The 18,100-nt window shown below is 71.8% G+C and carries 17 protein-coding genes; 8 read left to right on the top strand and 9 right to left on the bottom strand.

What is annotated here, in order from left to right:
- Positions 1–25: 25 nt before the first annotated feature.
- Positions 26–487, bottom strand: a complete 462-nt coding sequence (locus ACH414_RS18795; protein ID WP_382533614.1) for a MarR family winged helix-turn-helix transcriptional regulator — start codon at positions 485–487, stop codon at positions 26–28.
- Between the two features lie 103 nt (positions 488–590).
- On the opposite strand from ACH414_RS18795, the gene ACH414_RS18790 reads away from it, so the two are divergent.
- On the top strand, positions 591–2,426 hold the full coding sequence (locus ACH414_RS18790; protein WP_382533616.1) for an ABC transporter ATP-binding protein: 1,836 nt from the start codon (positions 591–593) through the stop codon (positions 2,424–2,426).
- Between the two features lie 297 nt (positions 2,427–2,723).
- Positions 2,724–3,584 (top strand): endolytic transglycosylase MltG, encoded by an 861-nt coding sequence (mltG, locus tag ACH414_RS18785; protein WP_386570389.1) that lies wholly within the window; start codon positions 2,724–2,726, stop codon positions 3,582–3,584.
- Here the strand turns inward: mltG and ACH414_RS18780 are convergent.
- Together ACH414_RS18780 and ACH414_RS18775 are read right to left on the bottom strand one after the other, a co-directional pair.
- Positions 3,550–4,641 carry an NAD(P)-binding domain-containing protein gene (locus ACH414_RS18780; protein ID WP_398942524.1) on the bottom strand — a complete coding sequence of 364 codons (1,092 nt, stop codon included), beginning with the start codon at positions 4,639–4,641 and terminating at the stop codon, positions 3,550–3,552. The two genes, mltG and ACH414_RS18780, sit on opposite strands and share 35 nt — an antisense overlap.
- A gap of 61 nt (positions 4,642–4,702) precedes the next feature.
- Positions 4,703–5,917 (bottom strand): LLM class flavin-dependent oxidoreductase, encoded by a 1,215-nt coding sequence (locus tag ACH414_RS18775; protein WP_398942522.1) that lies wholly within the window; start codon positions 5,915–5,917, stop codon positions 4,703–4,705.
- A 366-nt stretch (positions 5,918–6,283) separates the two neighbouring features.
- Here ACH414_RS18775 and ACH414_RS18770 point away from each other — a divergent pair, with 366 nt between their 5' ends.
- Positions 6,284–6,700: a secondary thiamine-phosphate synthase enzyme YjbQ gene (locus ACH414_RS18770; protein ID WP_382533623.1), complete on the top strand. Its 417-nt coding sequence runs from the start codon at positions 6,284–6,286 to the stop codon at positions 6,698–6,700.
- A 362-nt stretch (positions 6,701–7,062) separates the two neighbouring features.
- Here ACH414_RS18770 and ACH414_RS18765 read toward each other — a convergent pair whose 3' ends face one another.
- Positions 7,063–7,902, bottom strand: a complete 840-nt coding sequence (locus tag ACH414_RS18765; RefSeq protein WP_398942520.1) for an alpha/beta fold hydrolase — start codon at positions 7,900–7,902, stop codon at positions 7,063–7,065.
- A 36-nt stretch (positions 7,903–7,938) separates the two neighbouring features.
- Here ACH414_RS18765 and ACH414_RS18760 point away from each other — a divergent pair, with 36 nt between their 5' ends.
- Positions 7,939–8,559: a TetR/AcrR family transcriptional regulator gene (locus tag ACH414_RS18760; RefSeq protein ID WP_398942518.1), complete on the top strand. Its 621-nt coding sequence runs from the start codon at positions 7,939–7,941 to the stop codon at positions 8,557–8,559.
- 144 nt (positions 8,560–8,703) lie between these two features.
- Here the strand turns inward: ACH414_RS18760 and ACH414_RS18755 are convergent, their stop codons facing one another.
- Positions 8,704–9,528, bottom strand: coding sequence for a sulfite exporter TauE/SafE family protein (locus ACH414_RS18755; protein WP_398942516.1), 825 nt, complete (start codon positions 9,526–9,528; stop codon positions 8,704–8,706).
- Positions 9,529–9,864: 336 nt separating this feature from the next.
- On the opposite strand from ACH414_RS18755, the gene ACH414_RS18750 reads away from it, so the two are divergent.
- Genes ACH414_RS18750 through ACH414_RS18740 form a run of 3 tightly spaced genes read left to right on the top strand, consistent with a single transcriptional unit; the run spans position 9,865 to position 13,265 of the window.
- Positions 9,865–10,773 (top strand): phosphate ABC transporter substrate-binding protein, encoded by a 909-nt coding sequence (locus ACH414_RS18750; protein WP_382533631.1) that lies wholly within the window; start codon positions 9,865–9,867, stop codon positions 10,771–10,773.
- Between the two features lie 3 nt (positions 10,774–10,776).
- Entirely contained in the window at positions 10,777–12,588 is a 1,812-nt protein-coding gene (gene pstC / locus ACH414_RS18745; protein ID WP_382533633.1) for a phosphate ABC transporter permease subunit PstC, read from the top strand.
- Positions 12,576–13,265: a phosphate ABC transporter ATP-binding protein gene (locus ACH414_RS18740; protein WP_382533635.1), complete on the top strand. Its 690-nt coding sequence runs from the start codon at positions 12,576–12,578 to the stop codon at positions 13,263–13,265. Before pstC ends, ACH414_RS18740 begins: the two co-directional genes overlap by 13 nt.
- An 81-nt stretch (positions 13,266–13,346) precedes the next feature.
- Here the strand turns inward: ACH414_RS18740 and arsB are convergent, their stop codons facing one another.
- Positions 13,347–14,423 carry an ACR3 family arsenite efflux transporter gene (arsB, locus tag ACH414_RS18735; protein WP_398942513.1) on the bottom strand — a complete coding sequence of 359 codons (1,077 nt, stop codon included), beginning with the start codon at positions 14,421–14,423 and terminating at the stop codon, positions 13,347–13,349.
- 127 nt (positions 14,424–14,550) lie between these two features.
- A complete protein-coding gene (locus ACH414_RS18730) occupies positions 14,551–14,862 on the bottom strand; it encodes an ArsR/SmtB family transcription factor (protein WP_382533639.1) in 312 nt (103 codons plus the stop codon).
- Between the two features lie 125 nt (positions 14,863–14,987).
- Between ACH414_RS18730 and ACH414_RS18725 the strand changes: the two genes are divergently transcribed.
- On the top strand, positions 14,988–15,443 hold the full coding sequence (locus tag ACH414_RS18725; protein ID WP_386566641.1) for an arsenate reductase ArsC: 456 nt from the start codon (positions 14,988–14,990) through the stop codon (positions 15,441–15,443).
- On the opposite strand, the gene ACH414_RS18720 is transcribed toward ACH414_RS18725, so the two are convergent.
- Positions 15,412–17,094, bottom strand: a complete 1,683-nt coding sequence (locus ACH414_RS18720; protein ID WP_398942510.1) for a copper resistance CopC/CopD family protein — start codon at positions 17,092–17,094, stop codon at positions 15,412–15,414. The genes ACH414_RS18725 and ACH414_RS18720 overlap by 32 nt on opposite strands.
- Positions 17,095–17,109: 15 nt before the next feature.
- Positions 17,110–17,856, bottom strand: a complete 747-nt coding sequence (locus ACH414_RS18715; protein ID WP_382533645.1) for a YcnI family protein — start codon at positions 17,854–17,856, stop codon at positions 17,110–17,112.
- Positions 17,857–18,100: the final 244 nt, after the last annotated feature.

Raw genomic sequence — 18,100 nt, 5'->3', positions numbered from 1 at the left:
CCTCCGGCGCGACCGTGCCGTGGTCTCAGCAGGCGCGCCCCGGATCGCGGTCGACCAGGGCGGACAGCAGACCTCCGAGCACCTCGCGCTGTTCGACGGTCAGTGGGGCCAGCATCTCCTCTGCGGCCGCACGGCGCGCGCTGCGGAGCTCCCTCAGCGTGTCGCGACCGGCGTCGGTGAGCTCGATCCGCACCACCCGGCGGTTGCTCGGGTCGGGCACCCGGCGCACCCGGCCGGCCGCCTCCAGGCCGTCGACGAGACTGGTGACGGCCCGCGGCACCACCTCGAGCCGAGCCGCGAGGTCCGCCATGCGGGGCGGCTCCTCGTAGTGCGCGACCGTCCGCAGCAGCCGGAACTGCGCGGGGGTGATGCCGACCGGCTCCATGTACCCCTTGTGGGCGCGCTGCAGCCGGCGGGTCAGGCGCAGCAGCTGCTCGGCGAGGAGGCCGTCGGGGTCGGGGGCGCGATCAGGAGTGCTCGTCCTCATGCGGGAATACTATCAGGACCTTGTTCATTGTGAGGGTAGGTAACAATGAGCTATGCTCCGATGTATTCGGCTGCACCTGTCATCGCATCCTCGTAGGAGGCCCATGCATCCGCACGACGAGTCCACCTGGACGCCCCCCGCCCGCGTACCCGGCCGCCCCGAGGAGCCCGCGCAGCTGCGGCGCATCCTGCGGCTCTTCCGCCCCTACCGGGGCCGCCTCGCCGTCGTCGGCCTGCTGGTCGGCGCGTCGTCCCTCGTCTCCATCGCCTCGCCGTTCCTCCTGAAGGAGATCCTGGACACCGCGATCCCCCAGGGGCGCACCGGGCTGCTCAGCCTGCTCGCCCTCGGCATGATCGTCACCGCCGTGACCTCCGGGGTCTTCGGCGTGCTCCAGACCCTGATATCCACCACCGTCGGCCAGCGCGTCATGCACGACCTGCGCACCGCGGTCTACGCCCGGCTCCAGCGGATGCCGCTCGCGTTCTTCACGCGCACCCGCACAGGCGAGGTGCAGTCCCGGATCGCCAACGACATCGGCGGCATGCAGGCGACGGTCACCTCGACCGCGACCTCCCTCGTCTCCAACCTGACCGCCGTCGTCGCCACCGTCGTCGCGATGCTCGCGCTCGACTGGCGGCTCACCCTCGTCTCGCTGCTCCTGCTGCCGGTCTTCGTCTGGGTCAGCCGCAGGGTCGGGCGCGAGCGCAAGCGGATCACCACCCAGCGGCAGAAGCAGATGGCCGCCATGGCGGCGACCGTCACGGAGTCCCTCTCCGTCAGCGGCATCCTGCTCGGCCGCACCATGGGCCGCGCCGACTCCCTCACCCAGTCCTTCGCCGAGGAGTCCGAGCGCCTCGTCGACCTCGAAGTGCGCTCCTCCATGGCCGGACGCTGGCGCATGTCCACCATCGGCATCGTGATGGCCGCCATGCCCGCGCTGATCTACTGGGCCGCGGGGCTCGCCCTCCAGGCCGGCGGACCCGCCGTCTCGCTCGGCACGCTCGTCGCCTTCGTCTCGCTCCAGCAGGGCCTCTTCCGGCCCGCCGTGAGCCTGCTGTCGACCGGCGTGCAGATCCAGACCTCGCTCGCCCTCTTCCAGCGCATCTTCGAATACCTCGACCTGCCCGTCGAGATCACCGAGCCCGCCGAGCCCGTCCGCCCCGCGAAGATCGCCGGCGAGGTGGCCTTCGAGAAGGTCGGCTTCCGCTACGACCCCGAGGGCGAGGGCCGGCCGACCCTGGACGGCATCGACCTCACCGTCCCCGCCGGCAGCAGCCTCGCCGTGGTCGGCCCCACCGGCTCCGGCAAGTCCACCCTGAGCTATCTGGTGCCCCGGCTGTACGACGTGACCGAAGGCCGCGTCACCCTCGACGGGACCGACGTGCGCGACCTCGGCTTCGACACGCTCGCCCAGGCCGTCGGCGTCGTCTCCCAGGAGACCTACCTCTTCCACGCCTCCGTCGCGGACAACCTGCGCTTCGCCAAGCCCGACGCCACCGACGCGGAGATCGAGGCCGCCGCGCGCGCCGCCCAGATCCACGACCACATCGCCTCGCTGCCCGACGGCTACGACACCCTCGTCGGCGAGCGCGGTTACCGCTTCTCCGGCGGCGAGAAGCAGCGCCTGGCCATCGCCCGCACCATCCTGCGCGACCCGCCGGTGCTCATCCTCGACGAGGCGACCAGCGCCCTCGACACCCGCACCGAGCACGCGGTGCAGCAGGCCATCGACGCGCTCTCCGCGGGCCGGACCACCATCACCATCGCCCATCGGCTCTCCACCGTCCGCGACGCGGACCAGATCGTCGTCCTGGAGGCCGGCCGGATCGCCGAGCGCGGCACCCACGAGGAGCTCCTCGCCCAGGACGGGCGGTACGCGGCGCTGGTGCGCCGGGACGAACACGCGAACGTGGGATCGGTTGTTCCCCAGAACGTGTGATCGCGTCGGCTTTCGTTGCCCAACTCCCGTACGGCGTCGCATGATTACCGAGCGCGAACGAAGGGCTGCAGACCGCGACCGCGCAGTCCCACAGAAAGCTCTGTACGAGGAGAAGCACCACCATGAACGTCATCACCAACCTGCTCGCCGGCGTCCTCCACTTCCTGGGCTGGCTCGTCTGACCCTCACGCCCGGCAGGAAAGCGGCGCCGTCGGGCCCCCGTCCCAGGGGACCGGCGGCGCCGCCGCGTGTCCGGCGCTCCCCGGATTCGGGGGCGGGCCGGGTTAGCGTGCGCCCATGACGTACCGGTCCTGGCAGCCCGAGCGCCGTCGCCGCACCCGCCTCACCCGGCGCGGCCGACTCGCCCTCCTCCTGGGCGCCGTCCTCGTCGCCGCCGGCGCGGTCACCGTGCCCCTGCTGCTGCTCGGCGGGGAGGACCGGCCCGCGCCCGAGAAGCAGCGCACGCTGCTCATCCCCGAGGGCTGGCGAGCGGGAGAGGTGTACGCGGCGGTCGACCGCTCGCTCGGCCTGCCGGACGGCACCACCCGCAGGACGGCCCAGGCGGCGGGCACCGGCCTGGCGCTGCCGCCCGCGGCCGGGGGCAACCCGGAGGGCTATCTCTTCCCCGCGACCTATCCGGTGGTGAAGGCCACGACCCCGCAGGGCCTGCTGCGCTACATGGTCGACACGGCGGGCAGGCGCTTCGGCGGCGAGCGCATCACCGAGGGCGCCCGGCGGCACGGGATGAGCGTCCACCAGACCGTGATCGTCGCGAGCATCGTGCAGGCCGAGGCCGACAGCCCCGAGGACATGGGGAAGGTGGCGAGGGTCGTCTACAACCGGCTCGGCCAGGGCATGGCGCTGCAGATGGACTCCACGATCAACTACGCGCTGGGGCGCGACACCGTGGACACCACCCACCAGGACACCCGCATCGACAGCCCGTACAACACCTACGAGCGCCGCGGTCTGCCGCCGTCACCGATCGGCAACCCGGGCGACGCGGCGATGGCCGCGGCGATCGACCCGGCGGACGGCGACTGGCTCTACTTCGTGACCGTGAAGCCGGGCGACACCCGCTTCACCGCGAGCTACGCCGAACACCAGGCGAACGTCGCGGAGTTCAACGCAGAGCGGCGGGCTGCGGGGCGCGCCTGAGCAGCCGGCGGACGTCGGCGACCGCCGCCCGGCCGGCCCGGTTGGCGCCGATGGTGGAGGCGGAGGGGCCGTAGCCGACCAGGTGGACGCGCTCGTCGCGCACCGCCCTGGTGCCCTCGACCCGGATGCCGCCGCCCGGTTCGCGCAGTCGCAGCGGCGCCAGGTGGTCGATCGCGGCGCGGAAGCCGGTCGCCCAGAGGATCACGTCCGCTTCGACCGTCCGTCCGTCGTCCCAGGCGACCCCGGTCGGGGTGATCCGGTCGAACATGGGGTGCCGGTCGAGGATCCCGCGCGCGCGGGCGGAGCGGATGGCGTCGTTGAGCGGCAGCCCGGTGACCGACACGACGCTCTCCGGCGGCAGTCCGCGCCGCACCCGGTCCTCGACGAGCGCGACCGCGGCCCGTCCCTCGACCTCGCCGAAGGGCCCCTCCCGGTAGACGGGCTCGCGCCGGGTGACCCAGGTGGTCTCCGCGGCGACCTCGGCGATCTCCATCAGGTGCTGGGTGCCGGAGGCGCCGCCGCCGACGACGATCACCCGCTTCCCGGCGAAGAACTCCGGGCCGGGGTACTGGGCGGTGTGCAGCTGACGCCCACGGAAGGTCTCCTGCCCCTGGTAGCGCGGCCAGAACGGCCGGTCCCAGGTGCCCGTCGCGTTGATCAGCGCGCGGGTCGCGTACACCCCCTCGGAGGTCTCCACCCGCAGGCGCCCGCCCTCGCCCTCGCGGACCGCCGACACCTCCACCGGCCGGTGCACGTGCAGCGCGAAGGTCTCCTCGTAGTCGGCGAAGTAGTCCCCGATCACCTCGGACGAGGGACGCTCCGGGTCGGCCCCGGCCAGCTCCTTCCCGGGCAGCGCGTGCATCCCGTGGACCTTGCCGTAGGTGAGCGAGGGCCACCGGAACTGCCAGGCGCCGCCCGGGCGGGGGGCGTGGTCGAGGACCACGAAGTCGCGGTCGGGTTCGAAGCCCGAGCGGCGCAGGTGATAGGCGGCCGACAGCCCCGCCTGCCCGGCGCCGGCGACGACCACGTCCACTTCGCGTACCCCGAAATCGTTCACGATTCCACTAACGGTGGCCGGTCGCGGCTTCTTCCCGGCCCGGGCGGGCCGGGAAGCCGGCCTACCGGCCCCCGCCGTTCACGAGCAGCGGCGCCCCGCCCGGCGCGGACGCCGGACGTCCGTTGGCCGCCGGGACCCCGAGCAGCGGCGAGGCGGGCACGGTCGACAGCAGTCCGCGGGCCGCGAGCTCCGGCGTCACGCCCTCGCCGAACCAGTAGGCCTCCTCCAGATGCGGATAGCCCGACAGCACGAAGTGCTCGATGCCCAGGTCGTGGTACTCCTCGATCCGGTCGGCGACGTCGACGTGGCTGCCCACGAGCGCCGTCCCGGCCCCGCCCCGTACCAGACCGACGCCCGCCCACAGGTTCGGCGCGATCTCCAGCCGCTCGCGGTCGAGCGTGCCACCGCCGTGCAGCGCCAGCATCCGCTGCTGCCCCACCGACTCGCTACGGCCCAGGGCGGCCTGCGCGGTCGCGACGGACTCCGGGTCGAGGTCGGCGAGCAGCCGGTCCGCGGTCGCCCACGCCTCGCGCGAGGAGTCGCGGGAGATGGTGTGCAGCCGGATGCCGAAGCGCACCCGGCGGCCCCGCTCCTCCGCGAGCCGCCGGATCCAGTCGATCTTCTCCTTCACCTGCCAGGGCGGCTCGCCCCAGGTCAGATAGACGTCCGCGTGCTCGGCGGCGACCGGACCCGCGGCGGCCGACGAGCCGCCGAAGAAGATCTCCGGCAGCGGGTCGGGCGGCAGCGCGGTGAGCCCGCCCTCCACCTGGTAGTGGCTCCCGTCGAAGTCGTACGGCCGCCCGCCCCACACCCCGCGCACCACGCGCAGGAACTCGGCGGTCCGCTCGTAGCGCTGGTCGTGGCTGAGGAAGTCGCCGTACCGCCGCTGCTCGGCCGAGTCTCCGCCGGTCACCACGTTGAGCAGCAGCCGGCCGCGGGTGATCCGCTGGTACGTCGCCGCCATCTGCGCGGCGAGGACGGGGGAGACGACCCCGGGCCGGAACGCCACCAGGAACTTCAGCCGTTCGGTGTGCTGGGCGAGCGCCACCGTGGTCAGCCAGGCGTCCTCGCACCAGGTCCCGGTGGGCGTGAGCACCGCCTCGAACCCCAGCCGCTCGGCGGCCTTCGCGATCTGCGCCAGATACTCGATGTCGGGCGCCCGCACCCCGCTCGCGGAACGCGTACGGCCGATGCCGCCGTCGCCGTAGACGTGCCGGTCGACGAGGGTGCGGCCGTCGCCGCCGGTCGGCAGGAACCAGTGGAGATGGACGGTCATCGGAGGCTGCCCTTCTGAGGGAACGGGCGCGGAGGCACCCGGAGCTGCGGAACGTCCGCGGGACGAGCCGCGGTGGAGGGGCGAAGGAGCCGCTGAACGCCTGCACACGAGGGGAGACCCGCCGGGCCGAGCCGGTCACGGCGTCCGGGAGCCCCGGACAGCGCGGGGCCAGGCAGGAAGGGGAGGAGGCGTCAGCAGCCGCGACGACACGCGGCGGAGGCCACCCGCAGCAGGTCGATGTGACCGCGCGTGGTGAGCAGGGCTGTACGCAACATGGCGCGAACGTAGCGAGCCGATCCGCGAGCGGTCAACGGCGTCTCGGAGCGTGGACGCGCATTCCCGGTCCGTGAACGGCAGGATGGGGCCATGTCTTTCAGCACCACGGTCCTGACCCTGACCACCGGCTCCACGGAGACCGTCACCGACCTCACCCGCCACTGCGAGGACTTCCTCAACCGCAGCGCCCAGGGCGCCGACGGCCTCCTCAACCTCTTCGTGCCGCACGCCACGGCGGGCCTGGCCATCCTGGAAACGGGCGCCGGCAGCGACGACGACCTCCTCTCCGCCCTCCACCACCTCCTCCCGGCCGACGACCGCTGGCAACACCGCCACGGCTCCCCGGGCCACGGCCGCGACCACGTCCTCCCCGCCCTGATCGCCCCCCACGCGACGGTTCCGGTCCTCGGCGGACGCCTGGAGCTGGGGACGTGGCAGTCGATCTGCCTGGTGGACACGAACAAGGACAACCGGGAGCGGCAGGTGCGGTTGAGCTTTCTGAGCTGATCGAGCCGATCAAGATCGTCCCGGGTGTGGGCGGCCAATTCTCCTTACGCGAGCGCTACCCCTGGCAGGCCCCCCGATCGCCCGCGAGCCGGTCACCCCGCACCGTCGAGCCGACACCGACGCCAGGGCCGAGTCGTGACGCCTGGCGATCTCCACCAGCGACTCGGCAGACGGCCGGGGAAGGACGGCTCCGGCGCCATACGAACCCGGGTGTATCGCCGCACTGTGGCGCCCCCGGGCCCGTTTTTTCCGGAATCGAGCAGGAGGCGGAGAGGCCTAGAGCTCGGTTTGTCGGGTGGTCTCGCATTCGGCCGTTCCAGGTTGATAGAGGCGCAGCTCAGCTTGGCTCCCTGGAATCCCGGTCAAAGCCGCCCATTGATGATCGCGGCGGGTGATTGTCCGTCGGGGGTGGCAGCGAGGCTGTTGAGCAGGTGGCCAAGCTCGGCCGGCGCCTGAATGTGGGCCAGGTGGCCCTGGCCGGGGAGTTCGTGGATTCCGGCGTGAGCGACGTGCCGCCGCACGTGGTCGAAGGACGTTCCGTAGGGGTCTTTTCCACGGTTGCACTGGCCGATGATCAGGTCTACTTGGCCTGCCTGTCGCGCCATCACATCCAAAGGCGGCGCCGAGTCGAGCGCGCCGAGTTCGGCGTACAGCGGTCCGCTCAAGCGGCGCAAGACCGCCCAACCGCGCTGATCGTCCCGAAGGGCTTCGACGTGCCCGGCGGAGAAGCCGGAGATCTGCCGATTGACGATCTCGACGCAGCGATCCCAGTCCCTCGACTCTGCTGCGCTCTTCAGGTCCGGCAGTGCCTGGCGTCCGAATGGCTGCATCACCGGCTCGTAGGCGATCACCTGGGGAATGGGACGATCGTTGGCGGTCAGCAGGGCGATCAAGCCGCCGTAGCTCCAGCCGAAGAGCGTCCTCGTGTTGCCGAACTCGTCGAGGACCGCGCCGAGGTCCTCGACCTCTGTCCGCAGCGAGTAGGCATTGGTCAAGGGTCCCGAGGGGGCGCGGCCTCGGCGGTTCACGACTATCACTGAGGGCCAGGCCGCGATGGCGCCCGCAACGTGGCGCCACGTATGTGCATCGCTCATCACGCCCGGGACGACGACGAGGCCCGGGTCATCCGGCTCCCCGTACACGTCGACCGTGACCCAGCTGTCCCCGCCGACCGGCACCTTCTTGTGGATCGTTCGCTCCATAAACCCATTATGGAGCGAACGATCTACAATGCAAGCGTGACCGAACGCCCCCGTGGACGCCCCAGAGCGTTCGACCGCGACCGCGCGGTCCTCGAAGCCGCTCGCCTCTTCTGGCGACACGGCTACTCCGGCACCTCGACCCGCACCCTGACCGCAACCCTCGGGCTCTCCACCTCCAGCCTCTACGCCGCCTTCGGTAGCAAGGCCGGACTCTTCGAGGAAGCGGTGCGCACCTACGCCGAGCGGTACCGCGAGATCTACCAGCAGGCTGTCGCCGAGAAGGACATCCGGACGGTCATCGAACGCATCCTCACCGACTCGGTCCACGAGTTCACCCAGCCAAGCGACGCGCACCCGGGGTGTCTCATCAGCAGCGCCGTGATGACCGACAGCACGAGCACGCTCGATACCAGCACCCACGTCGCCGAACTGCACAACGCGAACGAACAGGCCCTCCTCGTGCGCATCGAACGAGCGGTCCAGGACGGGGAACTGGCTGCGGGTACCAACGCGACGGACCTGACCGGGCTCATTCAATCCCTATGGCACGGATTGTCCGTCCGGTCCAACGCCGACACGTCTCGCGAGAGCCTGCTTGCGACGGCACGACTTGCTCACCGGTTGATCTGCCGACAACTCGCGTCACCAACGTCCTGACACGCAACATCGGGGGTCAGCGGGGGCGTAGACCGTAGCTGCGGATCGTGGGGTCCGGCCGACCGGCTGACGCCGGCTCCGGAGGTGCGGTTGAGCTTTCTGGGCTGAGGGTGCCGGTCGCGAGGGGGGAGGGGCGCCGGCGGGTCAGTCGTCCCGGTCGTGACGGAGGAGCTTGACCGCGGTGACGAGCAGGACCGCGGCCAGCGCGGGAACGAGTACCACGGTCGGGAAGACGCCGAGGAGCAGGCCGCCGAGGGCGGCCCCCGCCAGGGAGCCCGCGGCCATGGTGGCGGTGAAGCGGAGGTTGGCGCCCAGGACGGCGAAACTGCCGTCGCGGCTGTAGCGGGCGAAGGCGACGAGCATGGTCGGCAGGGAGACCAGCAGGGACAGGCTCCCGGCGGTCTTGATGTCCTCCCCGAACAGCAGGACGATCGTCGGGATCAGCAGCTCGCCTCCGGCCACACCCATGATCGCGGCGACGACGCCGATGCCGAAGCCGGCCGCGACGCCGACGGGGATCCGGGCTGCCGGCGGCAGGTCGAGGCTGCCCAGGGTGGTGGTGTGTGCCAGGACCAGGGCGGCCGCCATGAGGACCATCAGTGCCGCCAGCACCCTGTAGAGGGTGGTGCTGCGCATGCGCACGGCCCAGGATGCGCCCGCCCAGGCGCCCAGGAGGCTGCCGGTGAGCAGGTTGACCGCGACGGGCCAGCGGGCGGCGACCTCGGCCGCCGGGACCGCCGCGAGGCGGGCGGGCAGCGCGACCAGGACCACGACCAGGCTCATCGCCTTGTTGAGGATCACCGCCGGGAGCGCGGCGAAACCGAAGGCGCCGATCAGCAGCGGCAGGCGGAACTCCGCGCCGCCCAGCCCGATCATCCCGCCCAGAACGCCGATGACCGCTCCCGCGGCGAACACCACCGATGCCGAGCGCGTCGGTGGGAGGGGACGGAGGGCCTGGTCGGTGCTCATGACGGGCATCCTCGCCGGTGGAGGGTGGTCGGGCAACGTCGCGTCCCCGGCTTCGGGGAAAGGCACCGGACGTCCGGTGCGGGTTCGTCGGGACCTCCGACGGCCTCCACGGCCTGTCTCTCCCCCTGACTGGCCCAGATGCGTGGATACGCGGACGATCAAGCAAACGGAAGATGTATCAGAAGTGGGGGCAATGTGAACGCCCGTGAAACGACTGGGTGTTGATGAAGGCTTTCCAGCCGCCCGACTGGCTGCTTAGATTCCATTCGAATCAGACCGACTGGGGGAGGACCCTGTATGTCCCGCACCACGGAATCGCCTTCGCAGCCACAGGACTTGACGACGAGGAAGGCCCGGTCCGCGGGCCTGGTCGGTCGGCGGCGGTTCGCCGGTCTCGCCTCGGGGGCAGTCCTGATCGCGTCCCTCACGGCGGCCTGCGCCAACGCCGACGCCAGTGGTGGCGCGGGGCAGGCGCTGCAGGCGAGCGGTTCCACCACGGTCGCGCCCGTCGCGGCTGACGCGGCCGAGGCGCTGAAGGCGCAGGGGTTGAACATCACCGTCGCCACGCAGGGCGGTTCGGCCGGCGGCATCTCGCAGCTCGGTGCCGGGCAGATCGACATCGCGCTCAGCTCGAAGCCGATATCGGACAAGGACAAGGCCGCCAGCCCCAAGACCGACTACGTCGAGACGCAGATCGGCGCCGACGCCGTGGGCATCATCATCAGCAAGCAGGTCGCGGACGCGGGCGTGAAGAACCTGACCGCGGATCAGGTGAAGGGCCTGTTCGAGGGGAAGATCACGAACTGGAAGCAGGTCGGGGGCCCCGACCTGCCGGTCTTCGTCTACGACAAGGAGCCCGGGCGCGGTACGCGCGAGGTGCTCGACAAGTACCTGTACCACGGTGAGAAGCCCCCGCCGCCGCCGAACTCCGACAACTTCGCGATCGTGGGCGGCAACCTGGAGACGCGCAACAAGCTCGAGTCGACGCCGGGCGCCGTCGGCCCGCTGTCGACCGGCTTCGTCGAGGGCCGCGACAAGCTCGCCGTCGTCACCCTGGACGGAATCGCCCCGTCCTCGGAGAACGTCGCCACCGGCAAGTACCCGATGAGCCGCCCGCTCTACATGATCACGAACGGGCCGGCGAAGGGCGACGCGAAGAAGTTCATCGACTACATCCTTTCCGACAAGGGGCAGCCGCTCCTGACCAAGCACGGCTACCTCACCCTCAAGCAAATCGGGAAGTAGCAGGTGACAGTGAAGACGCTGGTGCGGCAGCCCGCCGCACCGGACACCTCACCCCGCCCGCACGCCTCCCGGTGGGTGTGGGCCTGGGTGGGCGCCGGCGCGGTCTCCGTCGCCGGCGTCATGCTGGTGCTCGTCGGCTACCTGGGTGCCGGCGTGCTCGGCGGCACGGTCGACTGGATCGACCTCCTGGCGGAGCCGATGTGGAGTCCGACCGACTCCGTCTTCGGCGGACTGGCGATGATCTACGGCTCGGCCGTCGTGTGCCTGATCGCCCTCGTGCTCGCCGTGCCGGTCGGGTGGGCGGCGGCCATCGCGCTCTCCGAGTACCTCCCGCCCCGGCTCGCGCGACTCCTGCGGATGAGCGTCGAGCTCCTCGCGGCCGTACCGTCCATCGTGTACGGCCTCATCGGCATCATGGCGGTGCGACCGTTCATCGCCTGGCTCGGTGATGTGCCGGGTGGCGACAGCCTCCTGGCGGCCGGCATCGTCCTCGCTGTCATGATCACGCCGACGATCGTGGCCGTGAGCGTGGACGCGCTGACCGCCGTACCGGACCGGTACCGCGAGGCCGCCTACTCCCTGGGGCTCACGCGGCGCGAAGTCGTCCGAGCCGCGGTGCTGCCGCAGGCCCGGCAGGGGATGAGAGCCGGCGTGCTGCTCGGACTCGCCCGTGCCCTCGGCGAGGCGATCGCCGTGTTCCTGGTCGTCGGAAGGGCCGACGGAAGGCTGCCCACGTCGTTCGGCGGGCTGGTCGACTCACTCGTCCATCCCGGGCAGACGCTCACCACGAAGCTGGCCGGACCGGAGCCGGTCCTCGCGGGTACCTCCGGCCCCTACTTCGCCGCGATCTGCGGGCTGGGGCTGATCCTGCTCGCTCTGGTCGCCGCGACCACCGTGTGGGGCATCCGGCGCACGTCCGGCTCCGGTTCCGCGAAGCGGGGCAACCGGAAGCGGCGGTCGTCGCGGATGCGCGGGGAGCTCGACAAGGCCGTGGGGCTGCTGCGCGTGGGGGCGCTGCTGCTTCCCGGTGCGCTGCTCGTCGCCATGCTCGGCATCCTCGCGACGAGGGGGAGCGCGGCCTTCGCTCCGTCGTTCTGGTTCACGTCCGCGGCCGGTTCCGCCGGTGGCGGGGTGAGTGACCAGATCCTCGGCACGCTGCTGCTCGTCGTGACGACGGGGCTCATCTCGCTGCCGCTGGGATTCGGGGCGGGCATTCTGCTCGGCGTCAACGCCTCCGCCCGCACCGCGCGCGTCCTGCAGACGGTGACCGTGGTGGTGGGCGGGACGCCGACGATCCTCCTCGGCCTGGCCGGGTTCGTGATCATCTGCAGCACCATGGGCTGGGGGCGGTCGTGGCTGGCGGGCGCCATCGTGCTCGTGCCGGTGGTCGTGCCCGTGATCGCGCTCACCACGGCCGGCCGGGTCGGCGGTATGCCGCCGGAGATGACCGAGAGCGCGCTGGCGCTCGGCCTTTCGCGCGCTCAGTACATCCGGTCCGTCGTCGTTCCGTACGCCTGGCCGGCCACGATCACGGGGCTCCTGCTCGGCCTGGCTCGTGCCGCGGGGGAGACCGCGCCGCTCCTGTTCACCGCGACGGTGGTCTTCGGCGCGCCCGCGCTGCCCAACGGGATCGTGAACGCTCCCGTCCAGTCTCTGCCCACCCACATCTTCAACCTGTCCCAGGACTCGGGCGACCCGCAGGCGGTCTCGCAGGCGTGGGGCAGCGCGCTGGTCCTGGTGCTCATCACGGCTGTACTGCTGAGCGTGGCGGTCGCGCTGCGCAACCGCTTCGAGGGGGAGCGATGGACCACGTGATCGCCGTACGGGAACTCCGGGTGCGGGACAGGGAGAAGACCCTCGTCGGGCCCGTCTCCTTCGGCCTGGAGCAGGGGTCGACCACCGGCCTCTGCGGGCCGTCCGGGGCCGGCAAGTCCACGGTGCTGCGCGCGCTCGTCGACCTGCTTCCCGCCGGGCTCGCCCGGGACGGGCACCTCGCGGTGCTGGGACGGCCGATCGCGCCCCGGAAGGGCGACGCCGACCTGAGGACCAAGGTCGTCCTGGTGCCCCAGACGCCGGTCGTCTTCGGCGGCAGCATCCTCGACAACGCCCTCTTCGGGATCCGGCACGTCATGCGCGCATCCCGCGAGACCCTGCGCGACCGGGCCGAACAGGCCCTGAACGAGGCAGGCCTGTGGAAGGAGGTCTGCGACCGGCTCGACTCTCCGGCGCAGAACCTGTCCGCCGGCCAGCGGCAGCGGCTGTGCCTCGCGCGGGCCCTGGCCCTGGAGCCCGTGGCCCTGCTCCTCGACGAGCCGACGAGCGCCCTGGACGAGCGCAGCCGGGACACGGTCGAGGAGTCCGTGGCCGCCCTGCGCGGTCGCCGGACCGTTCTGCTCGTGTCGCACGATCCCGCGCAGGTGGCGCGACTCTGCGACCGGACGGTGCAGTTGGACCCGCCCGTGGCGGTGCCGAGCCCCGCTCCGGTGGGTTGATCGTCCGGAGAACCCGGGGTCTCCCTGCGGGCGGCCGGCGCGTTGCGCCGGCCGCCCGTTTCGGCGTTCCCGTCCGGGAGATCACGCCTGCGCGAAGCGTTTCCGCAGGGAGAGCGACACATGGACCAGGCCGATGAGCACGGGCACTTCGATCAGCGGGCCGACGACACCGGACAGCGCCTGCCCCGAGGTGAGGCCGAAGGTGGCGATCGCGACGGCGATGGCGAGCTCGAAGTTGTTGCCGGCCGCGGTGAAGGCGAGGGTCGCGGTGCGCTCGTACGGCAGTCCCACCGCCCTGCCCAGCGCGAACGACCCGAAGAACATGACGGCGAAGTAGACCAGGAGCGGCAGGGCGATACGTGCCACGTCGAGCGGCTGCGAGGTCACCGTCCTGCCCTGGAGGGCGAACAGCACGACGATCGTGAACAGCAGGCCGTACAGCGCCCAGGGGCCGACGCGGGGCAGGAACACGTGCTCGTACCGGTCCCGGCCGATCCGGCGCTCGCCGATCCGGCGCGTGAGGAAGCCGGCCAGCAGAGGCACGCCGAGGAAGACGAGCACGTTGAGCGCGATCTGCCACGGGGAGACGTCGAGGCCCTGGCCGTCACCGAGCCCCAGCCACCGCGGCAGCAGGTCGAGGTAGAACCAGCCCAGCAGGCCGAACGCCACCACCTGGAAGAAGGAGTTGAGGACGACGAGGACGGCGGCGGCCTCCCGGTCGCCGCAGGCGAGGTCGTTCCAGATGATCACCATCGCGATGCAGCGTGCGAGGCCCACGACGATCAACCCGGTGCGGTACGCGGGGAGATCGGGCAGGAAGGCCCAGGCGAGGGCGAACATGACCGCCGGGCCGACGATCCAGTTGGCGACCAGCGAGGAGACCATGAGCCGGCGGTCGCCCGTGACGGCGTCGAGGCGGTCGTAACGCACCTTCGCCAGCACCGGGTACATCATCACGAGCAGCCCGACGGCGATGGGCAGGGAGACGCCGCCGACCTCGACCGCGGCGAGAGCGCCGCTCACCCCCGGGACGAGGCGGCCCAGGAGGAGGCCGACGGCCATCGCGAGGAGGATCCACACCGCGAGGTAGCGGTCCAGGGTCGAGAGGCGACGGGTGAGGGCGGTCGGGGAGGCGGTGTCCGGGTCGGTGAGCGTCACGGGCGCCGCCTCGGGCAGGAGTCGGACTCCGTGATCGCATCAGCCTCGACTGAAGTGAGCATGAGGGGATGCTCTCACATCACTTCGGACTGACACCAGCTTTCGGTGATGTCAGCTCCTGTTGATGTCAGCAGCTCCGCTTGCGGTCGTTGTCGACGGTCTCCCGTGCGGTCGCCGCGAGGCCGGCCAGCTCGCCCGCGAGCGTGGACAGGGCCTCGGGCCTCAGTCTGTAGTACACCCACCGGCCGCAGGGCTCGGTGTCGACGAGGCCCGCCTCGCGGAGCACCTTCAGGTGGTTGGACAGGTTGGTCTGCCGGGCCCCCGTCTCCTCGACCAGGTGGGTCGTGCAGAGGGACTCGCGTGCCAGCAGCGTCACGATCCGAAGTCGCAGGGGGTCGGCCAGCACCTTCAAAACGTCACTGTCGACTGATGTCAGCATGTGCTGATACTCTCACGTTCGGGGGTGTCACGGCCACCGCTTCCCCCAGTCTCCCTCAGGGATTCGACCGGCACGTCGCCACTCCTCACCTGCCACAGCACCGCACCGCACCACCGAGGATCGACATGGCCGCCATCCCCCGCGCTTCCGTCCTGTTCGTCTGCGTCCACAACGCCGGCCGCTCGCAGATGGCCGCCGCCTGGCTCCGGCACCTGTCCCGGGGGCGCGTCGAAGTCCGTTCCGCCGGCACCCTGCCCGCCGAGCAGATCAACCCGCAGGCCGTCACCGCCATGTCCGAGGTGGGCATCGACCTGCTGGGCCTCACCCCGCGGGTGCTCACCCCGGAGATGGTGAAGAGCAGCGACTACGTGATCACCATGGGCTGCGGCGACACGTGCCCCGTCTTCCCCGGCAAGCAGTACCGCGACTGGGCGCTGCAGGACCCGGCGGGCCAGGGGCTCGACGTCGTGCGCCGGATACGTGACGAGATCCGGGAGCGGGTCGGGGATCTCGTCGCCGAGATCGACCGGAACGCCCACGCCGCTGACATCAGCGGACGTCGAGCGGACGACGCAGCGTGATCTGATCGACGTCCGAGGTCCGCACCGTCAGCGCCAGCTCCCACGCGCCCGACGTCGGCACCTGGAAGCCGGAGACGGTCCAGTGGCCTTCCGACGCGCGCCGCAGGGGCACGGGCAAGGGGCCGATCCCTGCGGACGACGTCAGTGTGGCCTGGACCTCGGGTACGTCGAGGAGTGCGCCGGACGGATCCGTCACGGTCACATGGACCGCGTTGGCCCCGGCCCGCCCGGGATCCACGACGACATCGGTCTTCCCCCTTCCTCCGGGGCCTCCGCTGTCGAACGACGCCTCGACGGACACCACGGCAGCGGTCCCCGCTTCCGCGGCCGAAAGCTCCGAGCGCGCGGGTTCCGTGGTGGTCAGCACGGTGGTGACCGCCAGCACCGCCACCCCGAGGACGGCCTCCATGGCCACCCAGCGCCGGAGGTGGCGCACCGGGGCCTGCCCGTGCTCCAGACGCGCCGTCCAGCGCCGCGAGGCGTAGCCGAGGCAGAGCAGCAGGGCCACGCCGCCCGACTTGGCGAGCAGCAGGAGCCCGAAGCGGGTCTCGGTCAGGGCCGGCAGCGAACCCACCTGGCGCCACGACTGGTAGATCCCGGTGCTCACGAGAACGCAGACACTGGCGAACGCGACCCGCGAGAAACGCGCCACCGCTTCCGTGGGCACCGCGTCCGACCGCGTCAAGGCGGTGGTCAGGACGCACAGGCCGCCGATCCATGCCCCGGCGGCCAGCAGGTGCAGCACGTCGACGGGCACGGCGACGGCGGTCTGCAAGCCGGCCGAGGCGTGCTCGGCGCCGGCCCAGGTCCACGCGAGTGCCGATCCCAGGAGCAGCGCGGCGACGAGTGCGGCACGGGCGGCACCCGCTGGGGCAGCGGCCCTTCGCCACCGGATCCACATCACGGCGCCGGTCGCCAGCAGCCCCAGGCGCACGGCGAGCAACGCGCCCGCCTTCGTGCCCAGGACCTCGCCGAAGGCCGCGACGTCGACGACGTCCCCGACCCTCCCGGAGCCGGTGTAGGCGCCCCGGAGGACGAGCAGGGCGAGGGTGCACGCCAGCAGCACCGCCCACCCCGCCGTCACGAGACGGTGCGGCAGACGGCTCTCCCGTCCCCGCGGCCGGCACACCAGCAAGAAGCAGACCGCACCCGTCAGGAGGACCATCCCGGCGTACGCGCCGAAGCGCGCCGCCGCGTAGGCCCACCCGACAGGGCCCGAATCCGGATCGCGTACGGCCGGAACCGTGCCGGCGGACGTCGCCGACGGAGCGCCCACGGCGAAGGTGAAGGCACCCGCGACCGGGTGGCTGTCCGCGGACACCACCTGGTACGCCACCGTGTACGTCCCCCGGGGCAACCGGCCCCGCAGGCCCACGGCGTACGAACCGCCGCCCGCCTCGACCGGCCGCGCGTCGTCCACGCGCCGGCCTGCGGGATCCAGTACGCGCACGGCGTCCGCACTGAGCGCGATCTCCTCGGTGAAGGTCAGCACCACTCGTTGCGGGGCTTCGGCGACCACCGCCCCGCGCGCCGGCGTGCTGCCGGTGAGCACGGCGTGCGCGTCGGCAGGGGAGGCCCCCGCGGCGAGCAGGGCCAGACCGGCCAACAGGACGACGAGCCATCGGTGCGCGCGGGAGACGGCGACCGTCATGACAGCCCCGCCGGATCAGGCGTTGCCGCGGCGGCGGCTGGTGACGAGAGCCGTGACGAGTCCTGCGGCGCCCAGGACGATCCCGGCGATGCCGAGCCACCGCTCGCTCCCGTGCTCGCTGTCGTCGTGCGCCTCGGCCTCCGCCTTCGCGTCGCCGTGCCCGTCGTCGGCCGAGGGCTTCGCGGCGGGTTCGGTCGAGGCCGCCGGAGCGTCGTGGTGGGTGTCGCTCGCCGCGGAGAGCTTCAGCACGGCGGCCGGGTGCTCCGGCTCCTCCTGGCCCTCCACCGGCGGCTCGATCCAGCGCACGACCTCCTTGTTGTCGTAGGTCTGGAGCGCCTTGAGGACGAGCTCGTCCGTGTCCTCGGGGAGCTTGCCGAGAGACAGCGGGAACTTCTGGAAGTAGCCCGGCTGGATGCCCTTGTCGGTGGCGGTCCAGGTGACCTTGCTGACGGCCTCGGTGATGCTCTTGCCGTGCAGCGTCAGCGGCTTGGCGAGCTTCGTCCTGGTGACGTCGATGGTCCACCCGGGCACCGCCTGCGGCATGACCGAGGCGAGCGGGTGGTCGGCCGGGAGGGTGAGCTCGACCTTGACCGTCGAGGCGTTGGGCCGCTCGTTGGGGACCTTGACGTTCACGGTGGCGTAGCCGCCCTTGGCGGCCGTGCCCTCCGGCTGGACGGACACGTGGGCGAAGGCGGGGGAGGCGAGGGCGAGGCCGGCGGCCGCGGTCAGGGTGACGACGCCGAGGCGTGCGAAGGTGCGCATGGCTGTGTGACTCCAGGGGAATGGCGCCCCGCGCGCCCCTGCTGCGGGGCAGGCGCGTTCGTGGGGCCGGTGACGGATGGCATGAGGGATCCCGCCCCGGCGCGGACGTGGCGGGGCCGACGTCAGCCGAGGGCGGCCATCCGAGGCGGGGGACCGCGTCGAGTCACCTCGTGTACGAGGAGGAGCCGGGGGCCCGGGGGAGGCGTGTCCCGCACGGGCGAGCCGCGAAGGAGGGACGGGAGCG

The sequence above is a fragment of the Streptomyces sp. NPDC020422 genome (genome assembly GCF_044386705.1).
Lineage (GTDB): Bacteria > Actinomycetota > Actinomycetes > Streptomycetales > Streptomycetaceae > Streptomyces.
This window is presented reverse-complemented; position numbering and strand designations above follow the sequence as displayed.

Coding starts and splice junctions, on each gene's coding strand:
- ACH414_RS18795 (WP_382533614.1), bottom strand. CDS start 487: ATGAGGACGAGCACTCCTGATCGCGCCCCCGACCCCGACGGCCTCCTC.
- ACH414_RS18790 (WP_382533616.1), top strand. CDS start 591: ATGCATCCGCACGACGAGTCCACCTGGACGCCCCCCGCCCGCGTACCC.
- mltG (WP_386570389.1), top strand. CDS start 2,724: ATGACGTACCGGTCCTGGCAGCCCGAGCGCCGTCGCCGCACCCGCCTC.
- ACH414_RS18775 (WP_398942522.1), bottom strand. CDS start 5,917: ATGACCGTCCATCTCCACTGGTTCCTGCCGACCGGCGGCGACGGCCGC.
- ACH414_RS18770 (WP_382533623.1), top strand. CDS start 6,284: ATGTCTTTCAGCACCACGGTCCTGACCCTGACCACCGGCTCCACGGAG.
- ACH414_RS18765 (WP_398942520.1), bottom strand. CDS start 7,902: ATGGAGCGAACGATCCACAAGAAGGTGCCGGTCGGCGGGGACAGCTGG.
- ACH414_RS18755 (WP_398942516.1), bottom strand. CDS start 9,528: ATGAGCACCGACCAGGCCCTCCGTCCCCTCCCACCGACGCGCTCGGCA.
- ACH414_RS18740 (WP_382533635.1), top strand. CDS start 12,576: ATGGACCACGTGATCGCCGTACGGGAACTCCGGGTGCGGGACAGGGAG.
- ACH414_RS18730 (WP_382533639.1), bottom strand. CDS start 14,862: ATGCTGACATCAGTCGACAGTGACGTTTTGAAGGTGCTGGCCGACCCC.
- ACH414_RS18725 (WP_386566641.1), top strand. CDS start 14,988: ATGGCCGCCATCCCCCGCGCTTCCGTCCTGTTCGTCTGCGTCCACAAC.
- ACH414_RS18720 (WP_398942510.1), bottom strand. CDS start 17,094: ATGACGGTCGCCGTCTCCCGCGCGCACCGATGGCTCGTCGTCCTGTTG.
- ACH414_RS18715 (WP_382533645.1), bottom strand. CDS start 17,856: ATGCGCACCTTCGCACGCCTCGGCGTCGTCACCCTGACCGCGGCCGCC.